We start from the raw sequence: 7,830 nt of genomic DNA, 5'->3' as shown, positions 1-7,830 counted from the left end.
GCCCCCTTCTTCGCGTCGTTATGGCTGCGTAGCGTGACAGCGAGCTACGGCTGGCGTTGCCAGTCGATCACGGTCGCATCGTCGGGGGTGACGCCCTCTCGCGCCTCCGCTGCCCGCACCCGACGGATGATCTCGTCCGGGCCGGACGTGGTCAGCTCGGACAGCATTCCCGGCCAGTCCGCCAGCCCGAGCAGGTCGACGAACCGGCTGGCGCCGTTGCTCAGCAGGACGATGCGCGTCAGGTCGGAGGCCGGTCGACTGCCGGTGATCGCCTCGTCCGCGGCCAGTGGGTCGTCCTTGGCCACCCAGAAGCCGCCCGGCTGGTTGCGGTGGGCGCGGAATCCGTCGACGACCTCGGCCAGCACCCGCTCGCGATCCTCCGGCGCCGCGGCATCCAGCCTCGCCTGGTAGGGCCGGCGGAGGTCGGGCTCGCGCCGGTCGTCGACGGTCACCGGCCCGCCCGGTCCGTCGAGGACGATCACCGTGTCGCCGAGCAGGAGGTGGTCGGCGCGGTCCCCGGCGATGCGGACGACGGCGACGGTCGCGGACGGGCTGCTCCGGTCGGCGACATCGCAGGTGTCGCGGTGGCTGCCGGTCACGCGCCGGATGGCCTCGCCGAGCAGCGCGGTCAGGCTCGGCCCGGGGGACAGGGACAGCAGCCCCAGCAACTCGCCGCCGAGCCGGGTCGCGTACCAGGCCACGCCGTGCCGGCAGATCGACTCGGTCCCGACGATCCCCGCACCGTCCACCAGCACCGCCGCGCCGGGCACGATTCCGGCGAAGTCCTCATTGCCGCGTTCTTCGTGAGCGGTCGCGGTCGCGATTGTCACCCGCACGCTCACCACTTCCTCGATGCAATTTCCAAAACGCGCATTCCCGGATGCTCATTTGTTTGCTTAGTCTCTCGGGTGGGGTGATAGTACGCGCTATGCCGAGAACTAAGTGTGCGGCCATCACGTGTGCGGCGGCGGCGGTCCTCGTCGCGATTTCCGGGGCGGGAACAGCGCCGGCGGCGAGGGCGAGTGGTCAGCGGACCATCCACGTGTCCCCGCACGGTTCCGACGCCGGCTCCGGTTCGAAACACTCTCCATTGCGGACGCCGCAGGCCGCGGTCCAGCGCCTCGGCCGGTCCGGCGGCACCGTCCAGCTGGCCGGCGGCCGCTATGCCCGGCAGCGCATCGTCATCTCGGGTCGCTCGCACATCACCATCCGGGCCGCCGCCGGCGCTGTGCCCGTACTCGATGGATCGGGTCTGGCCGTGCCCGCCGACCAGAGCGGCATGGTCGAGATCCGGAACAGCTCGGACGTCGCCGTGTCGGGGCTGACCATCACCGGCTATCGGACGAGGTCGCTGGCCGCGGTGCCGATCGGGATCTTTGTGACCGGTGCGGGCCACTCGATCCGGCTGAGCGGCAACCACATCCACCACCTCGGCAACGACAACGGCACCCTGGGCAGCTTCGACATCAACGCGCATGGGATCGCCGTGTACGGCACGAACCCCGCCCGGGCGATCTCCGGGCTGCGCATCACCGGCAACGAGCTCGACCATCTGTTGCTCGGGGCCAGTGAAACGCTCGTGGTGAACGGGAATGTCAACGGCTGGGCGGTCACCCACAACGACATTCACGACAACAACAACATCGGCATCGATGCGATCGGGTACGAGGAGACCATCTCGGGACCGCAGCGATTTACCGATGTGAATAGAGCGCGTAACGGCACGATCGCCTTCAACCGGGTGTCCCGCATCATCAGCGAGGGCAATCCGGCGTATTGGGAGGACGGCTCGTGGTGCAACTGTGCCGACGGCATCTACATCGACGGCGGCACGGCGATCAGGGTCTTCGGCAACCGGGTGGACGCCTCCGACATCGGCATCGAGGTCGCCTCGGAGTGGGGGCAGGGAAAGACCAACGACATCACCGTCGTGGGCAACACGGTGACCCGCAGCCGCTATACGGGCCTGGCGATCGGCGGATACGACGAGGAGCGCGGTGAGGCCTTCGACGTCACCGTCACCCACAACGTGCTGCGCGGCAACAACACGCTGAACGACGGGTCGCCGGAACTGCTCCTGCAGTTCTACGTGCACGACACGACGATCAAGCACAACACGATCGTCTCCACGAAGGCGGACGAGGCCGTGCTGATCTACCGGGTCGCCCCGGTCGGCGGTGCCGCCAGGAACGCACGGATCATTCTCGACCACAACCGATACCAGGGGCGGGTGCCGGCCGGGCAGGAGCTGTACTACTGGAACGGCGTCGAGCGGGCCGGGCTCCCGGCGTACCGGGCGGCCAGCGGTCAAGATCGTTCCAGCACCTACACAAGGGTCCGCGGGTAGATCTCCGGAGGGGGCAAATCCTCCCTGAGCGGGAGCAACACTGGCCGACCGGATGAGCCGGACGGACGGTGCCGGGCCGCACCATGACGGCGTGATGCAAAAGCTCCTCGCACTTCTGGTGCTGGGCGTGACGGCAGCCGCGGGCCTGGTGGCCAGCGGCCCGAACCGCGTGGTCGCGGCGACCTCCGGCCCGGCGCTCGACGTGCTGTTCGTCGGCAACAGCCTGATCGGCACCCGGGCCCGCACCGGCGAGGACGTCCCGGACGTGGTGCGGCGGCTGGCCCGCGAGACGGGCCGGACCATCCACGTGACCAAGGTGATCAAGTACGGCAGCACGCTGCGGAAGAGCTGGGACACGGGCCCGGCCCGGCGGGCCCTCGACGGCTCCGTCCGGTACGACGTGATCGTGCTCCAGGAGTTCAGCACCCTGGTGGCGAAAGACCCGGCGCAGGCCGAGGCGACCCTGCTCGGCATCTATGCCCCGGCGCTGACGCGCGCGCTCAAGCCTCGCGGCCGCGTCGTGCTATTCAAGAACTGGGCCATCGTCAAGCCGGCCCTCTTCGCGTCGCGCCCCGCGTACCTCGCCGCGATCAACACCGGATACACCCGCCTCGCGGACGGCCTGGCGTCGCTCGCCCTTCCGGTCGTGATCGCGCCGATCAGCGACGAGTTCGAGGCGGTGCGGAGCCGCGGCGGCGCGGGCCCGCTGATCGTGCCGGACGGCAAGCACCCGAGCGCGCAGGCGATCTACCTCGAGGCGGCCACCCTCTACGCCCTCATCTTCCGCGCCTCGCCGCGCGAGCTGCCCAACCTGTTCGTGCCGACCGCCAAGGCCACCCGTCTGCGCGCGGTGGCGGCCACCGCGCTCGGCTACTGACCCGGCACGCCGGGCGGTCAAGCCCTGCTGCCGGCCATCACCCGACGCGCGGCGTTGCGCAGCACGCCGGGCACGAGCGCACGGTGCACGGGTGCGCACGCCGGCCACACGCCGCGAGCCACGAGCCGGTCGTAGTGGACGAAGGTGTCCAGCGACACCCGGCCGTCGACCACCCGCACGACCAGCGCGGCGTTCAGGAACCAGGACGCCGCGACGAGGCGGATCTCGTCGTCGTCGCGGCCGGCCACGCGCCAGCCGGCGACGGTGTCCGGCGACGCGTGGCGGCTGAGCCGCAGGTGCAGGATGCTCTGCCAGATGAACCGCTCGCCCGGGCTCGGCACGTCACCGAACATGGCCCGGGCCCAGCGCTCGGGTGTGGCGACGGCGTCGGTGGCCAGCTCGAAGCGGTCATGGTAGTCGTTCATCGGGATCCCCTCTGTATACGATGGCGTATATAAGGGCACTATACGGGAGCGTATAGAAAATGGCTGTGACGAGGACGCCACGAGATCGGTGGATCGAGGAAGGGCTGCGGGCGCTGGCCGACGGCGGACCGGACGCCGTACGCGTCGAAGCGCTGGCCAAACGGCTCGGCGTGACCAAAGGCGGCTTCTACGGGTTCTTCGCCGACCGCGACGCCCTGCTCACCGCGATGCTCGACCTCTGGGAGCGGGAGAGCACCGACGACGTGCTCGAGCGCATCGAGAGCGCGGGCGGCGACCCGAAGGACAAGATCCGGCGGGCCGGCGCGCTCACCTTCTCCAACGACCGCCTGCTGCCGATCGACCTCGCCGTCCGCGACTGGGCCCGGCGCGACGAGGCGGTCGCGGAGCGCCTGCGCCGGGTGGACAACCGCCGGATGGGGCTGCTGCGCGAGTTGATCGGCACCTTCTGCGCCGACCCCGACGAGGTCGAGGCGCGGAGCCTGCTGGCCTTCTGCGTGGCGATCGGCGAGCACTTCCTGGCCGCCGACCACGCCGGGCGGACCCGGGCGCAGGTCCTGTCGCGCGCGGCTGACCTGCTGCTGGACCGGTCGTAGGGGCCGGCGAGTGTTTCAGGGCGGTGCCCGATTGGTAAGTGGGTTCCCGACAATCGACCCTGAGAGAGGAACGCACTTATGGCGATCTCCGTGAACCTCGACGCCGTTCTGGACAAGGCCTACGAGTCGAGCTCACTGGCCGAGCTGGCCGACGCGCCCGTCTCCGCACTCTCCGGAGTGAGCGACGCGGACGGTGAGGCGCTGCAGAAGGCGTTCAACATCAAGACCATCGGCGACCTGGCCGACAACAAGTACGTCAAGGCCGCCCAGGCGATCGCCGAGCTCAACCGCATCGCGAAGTGACGCACGCCCGGGTGGGCGCGGGATGTTCGCCGTGCCCACCCGGGCCCGGCTTCAGCAGGTGGCCTCGTAGGGCAGCGGGATGTGGCGGGCCCACTCCGCCCGCGTTAGGCCGCCGTCCACCAGGGTGCAGGCGAACTTCGCCGGGTCCGAGCGCATGCCGTTCAGCTCCGCGAGTCCGAGGACCTCGACGGTGAATCCCTCCGAGGTGCGGGTCCCGGCGTACAGTCCGGCCCCGTCCCTGCCGAACTCGAGATCTGCCGGATTGTCGCCCAGCCTGAGCTGAATCTTGGCGAGCCCGATCGGGCTCGACGGCTCGGCCACGTCCCAGACCGTCACCCAGGACCCGTGGTCGCCGGTCGCCAGGGTCCGGCCGTCCGCGCTGAACGCCACGGCGCCGACCCCTTGCGCATGACCGTCCAGGATGGAGAGCCGGACCGGCCCGGCCGGATCGGTGACGTCCCACAGCATCGCCGTTCGATCCTCGCTGCTCGTCGCCACGGTATGGCCGTCCGGGCCGAAGGTCAGCGACGACACCCAGTAGCCGTGTCCGACCAGGGTCGACAGCTGCTTCGCGGCCTTCGGCCTGGAGACGTCCCACAACCGCACCGTCTTGCCGGTGGTGACGGCCAGCGTGCGGCCGTCGGGGCTGAACTTCATCGGCCCCGACAGGGTGGTGCCGATGGTCAGCGTGGCCATCGGCTTCGGCGGCGCGTGGCCGGTCAGACCCCACAGGATCCGCTGGTCGCCGTGGCCGATGGCGAGCACGTGTCCGTCCGGGCTGAGCGCGAGGGAGTTGAAGTCCTTCAGGTACGTCGACGCGAACGGCGCCGGCGCGGACGGGTCGGACACATCGACCAGCATCACCATCCCGTCGTACCCGCCGGCGACGACGGTGCGGCCGTCCGGGCTGATCACCGCGGCCTCGATGTTGTCGGCGGCGTGCACGCGCGACCTCTGGCGCAGGACGGGCCGGTCCGGATCGGTGACGTCCCACCAGCTCGCCATGCCGTCGTCGCCGACGACCGTCATCGATCGGCCGTCCCGGCTGTGGTGCACGGCCGGCGCGTAGTTGTAGCCGGTGCGCATGCTCACTCGGCGGCCCGGCGTGCCGAACTCCGCCACGTTCCACAGCGTGGCCGTGCCGGCGTTGTCGGCGGTCGCCAGGGTCAGCCCGTCACGGCTCAACGCCACGGAGTTCACCGACGTGTGCGCGGGCACCGTGCCGAGGAGCCGCTGCAGGTCCTTGTTGATCTCCCACAGGGTGGCCGTCCCGTTGGAGCTGCTGGCGGCCAGGACACGGCCGTTCGCGCTGTACGTCATGGCGAAGTAGCTGTGGTCGTCCTTGGAGAGCGTCCGGGTGAGCTTCGGCTTGGCCGGGTCGGTCAGGTCGTAGAGTGCCAGGTCCCTCTGCTTGCCGATGGCCAGCACGTTCTCGGTGGGGCTGAACGCCATCGCGTACCTGACCTCGGTGCTGGGGATCATGCCGCGCTGCACCGGTCGGGTGCGGTCGGCGATGTCCCAGATGATCGTCTCCTGGTTGGCGGCGACCAGCGTCCGGCCGTCCGGGCTGAACACGAAGTTCGTGTCCGGCATGTTGCGGTTGCCGGTCAGCCTGCGGAGCTCCTTCGGGCGCCGGCGATCGGAGATGTCCCACAGGGTGCCGTACCCCATGTTCTCGAGGTGGTCGCCGGTCACCAGAGTGCGCCGGTCCGGGCTGAACGCGACCGAGAAGTACTGGCGGCCGGCGCCGGGCAGTGTGGCGATCTGCTCCGGGCGGGCCGGAACGCTGATGTCCCAGAGGGTTGTCGTGGCGGGCCCGACCAGGGCGAGCGTCCGGCCGTCCGGGCTCAGGTCCATGGCGAAGCGGAGGTGGAAGTCGGAGTCCTCGCGTTCGACGATCTTGCCGAACGTGGACAGCCGGACCCCGTGGGCCCGGTCGGTCGTGTTCCAGAGCGACAGGGTGGCGTCTCTGTTGACCGTCGCGAGGAGGTTCCCGGGGCCGTAGGCCACCGCTCTGGTGTCGTTGATCGTGCCGACGTGCCGGGTCGAGGTGACGAGGTGGGCGACCTCCCGGGTCGTCTCCACCTGCGGGTGCACCTTCTGGGCGGCGATGCCGAGCCGCAACGCCAGCTGCGGGTCGTCGTCCAGGGTCGCCTGAGCCTCGTTGACCAGGCGGCGGCCGATCGCGACCCGCATCTGCCGGGCCGCCTCCGCACTTGCGGCCTTCGCCTGCTTCTCCTGCTCCTTGGCGATCTTCTCCTGCTCGCGGGCAAGCTCCGCCGCATCGGCGGCGAGCCGTCTCTGCTCCTCGGCGATCCTCTTCTGCGCGCCGGCGTCCGCACCGGCCTCGGCGGCCAGCCGCTGCTGCTCGTGCGCGATCTTCTCCTGCTCCTTCGCCCGCTGCTGCTGCCGGCGCATCTCCTTCGCGGACTCCCGCGCCAGCGCGCTCTGCCGCCGCGCCAGCCGTTCCTGCTGCCGAGCGCGGGCCGCCGCCGTGGATGCCTTGGCGAGCTGCCGCTTGACCTCGGCCGAAGCGTCCGCGGCCAGGCCCCTCTGCTCCGCGACCGTCTGCTCCAGCCGATCCGCGTCGGCGGCCGCCCGCTCGGCCCGCTGCTCCTGCTCGCGGGTCTTGGTCTGCTGCTTGCGGGCGTCGTCGGCGAACTTCGCCGCGCTGCCGCGCTGCACCGACGCCTCCTGCTCCTGTGCTCGCGCCTCGACCGCCGCCGCGTTCGCCTGCGCGGCGTTGCGCACCGCGGCCATCCCGGTCGTCGAGGCCAGCACGGTCAGCACCACCAGCGCCGCCACGGCCGCGAGCCGCAGCCGGCCGGCCCGGCGGTGCTGCCGGACGTCCTCACCCTCGAGGTCGTCCTTGCTCACCCCGTGCATCGGCGCCGCGAGCTGGGCGATCGCGTCCCGGAAGCGGGAGTGCCGCAGGCTCAGGTGCTGCTCGTGGCGGGCCCACCGCAGGTCAAGGTAGAGCGGCTCCTCGGCGAACACCCCGCACAGCGCCGGCGGCACCGAGGTGGAGGACTCGTGGAAGTCCTTGTTCACCGGGTCCCACTGCCACTCGCCGTCGGTGACCACCGGCAGGATCCGGTCGGCCGGCTTGGTGGCCACCCAATGCTCGATCTCCCGGTTCACCCACGGCGAGCGGGCGGCTTCGGGAGAGGCCATCAAGACGAAATACTCGGAATTGTCCAGGGCCTTTTGAATGGAGGTCCACAAATGCGGGGTGACCGAAAGGCCGGTCTGGTCGCGGAAGAT

At 70.5% G+C, this 7,830-nt stretch carries 7 protein-coding genes; 4 read left to right on the top strand and 3 right to left on the bottom strand.

Features of this window, described 5'->3' with window-relative positions; all coding sequences use genetic code 11:
- Positions 1-44 precede the first annotated feature (44 nt).
- Positions 45-830 (bottom strand): hypothetical protein, encoded by a 786-nt coding sequence (locus AB0M20_RS17300; RefSeq protein WP_364299162.1) that lies wholly within the window; start codon positions 828-830, stop codon positions 45-47.
- 260 nt (positions 831-1,090) lie between these two features.
- On the opposite strand from AB0M20_RS17300, the gene AB0M20_RS17295 reads away from it, so the two are divergent.
- Positions 1,091-2,347 (top strand): hypothetical protein, encoded by a 1,257-nt coding sequence (locus AB0M20_RS17295; RefSeq protein ID WP_364299160.1) that lies wholly within the window; start codon positions 1,091-1,093, stop codon positions 2,345-2,347.
- Positions 2,348-2,438: 91 nt separating this feature from the next.
- A complete protein-coding gene (locus AB0M20_RS17290; protein WP_364299158.1) occupies positions 2,439-3,224 on the top strand; it encodes a hypothetical protein in 786 nt (261 codons plus the stop codon).
- A 17-nt stretch (positions 3,225-3,241) separates the two neighbouring features.
- On the opposite strand, the gene AB0M20_RS17285 is transcribed toward AB0M20_RS17290, so the two are convergent.
- Complete coding sequence (locus tag AB0M20_RS17285) at positions 3,242-3,649, bottom strand: hypothetical protein (protein WP_364299156.1); 408 nt, start codon at positions 3,647-3,649, stop codon at positions 3,242-3,244.
- A gap of 59 nt (positions 3,650-3,708) precedes the next feature.
- Between AB0M20_RS17285 and AB0M20_RS17280 the strand changes: the two genes are divergently transcribed.
- Both AB0M20_RS17280 and AB0M20_RS17275 read left to right on the top strand, forming a co-directional pair.
- Complete coding sequence (locus AB0M20_RS17280; protein WP_364299154.1) at positions 3,709-4,263, top strand: TetR/AcrR family transcriptional regulator; 555 nt, start codon at positions 3,709-3,711, stop codon at positions 4,261-4,263.
- A 78-nt stretch (positions 4,264-4,341) separates the two neighbouring features.
- Positions 4,342-4,566, top strand: coding sequence for a hypothetical protein (locus AB0M20_RS17275; RefSeq protein ID WP_364299152.1), 225 nt, complete (start codon positions 4,342-4,344; stop codon positions 4,564-4,566).
- 51 nt (positions 4,567-4,617) lie between these two features.
- Here AB0M20_RS17275 and AB0M20_RS17270 read toward each other — a convergent pair whose 3' ends face one another.
- Positions 4,618-7,830, bottom strand: a complete 3,213-nt coding sequence (locus AB0M20_RS17270) for a TIR domain-containing protein (RefSeq protein ID WP_364299150.1) — start codon at positions 7,828-7,830, stop codon at positions 4,618-4,620.

This window comes from Actinoplanes sp. NPDC051633 (assembly GCF_040681735.1).
GTDB lineage: Bacteria > Actinomycetota > Actinomycetes > Mycobacteriales > Micromonosporaceae > Actinoplanes.
The sequence above is the reverse complement of the archived record's forward strand: the minus strand, read 5'-3'. Positions and strand labels throughout refer to the sequence as shown.

Bases quoted from the DNA above. Each gene is read 5' to 3' on its own strand.
- AB0M20_RS17285 (WP_364299156.1), bottom strand. From the start codon at position 3,649: ATGAACGACTACCATGACCGCTTCGAGCTGGCCACCGACGCCGTCGCC.
- AB0M20_RS17280 (WP_364299154.1), top strand. From the start codon at position 3,709: ATGGCTGTGACGAGGACGCCACGAGATCGGTGGATCGAGGAAGGGCTG.
- AB0M20_RS17275 (WP_364299152.1), top strand. From the start codon at position 4,342: ATGGCGATCTCCGTGAACCTCGACGCCGTTCTGGACAAGGCCTACGAG.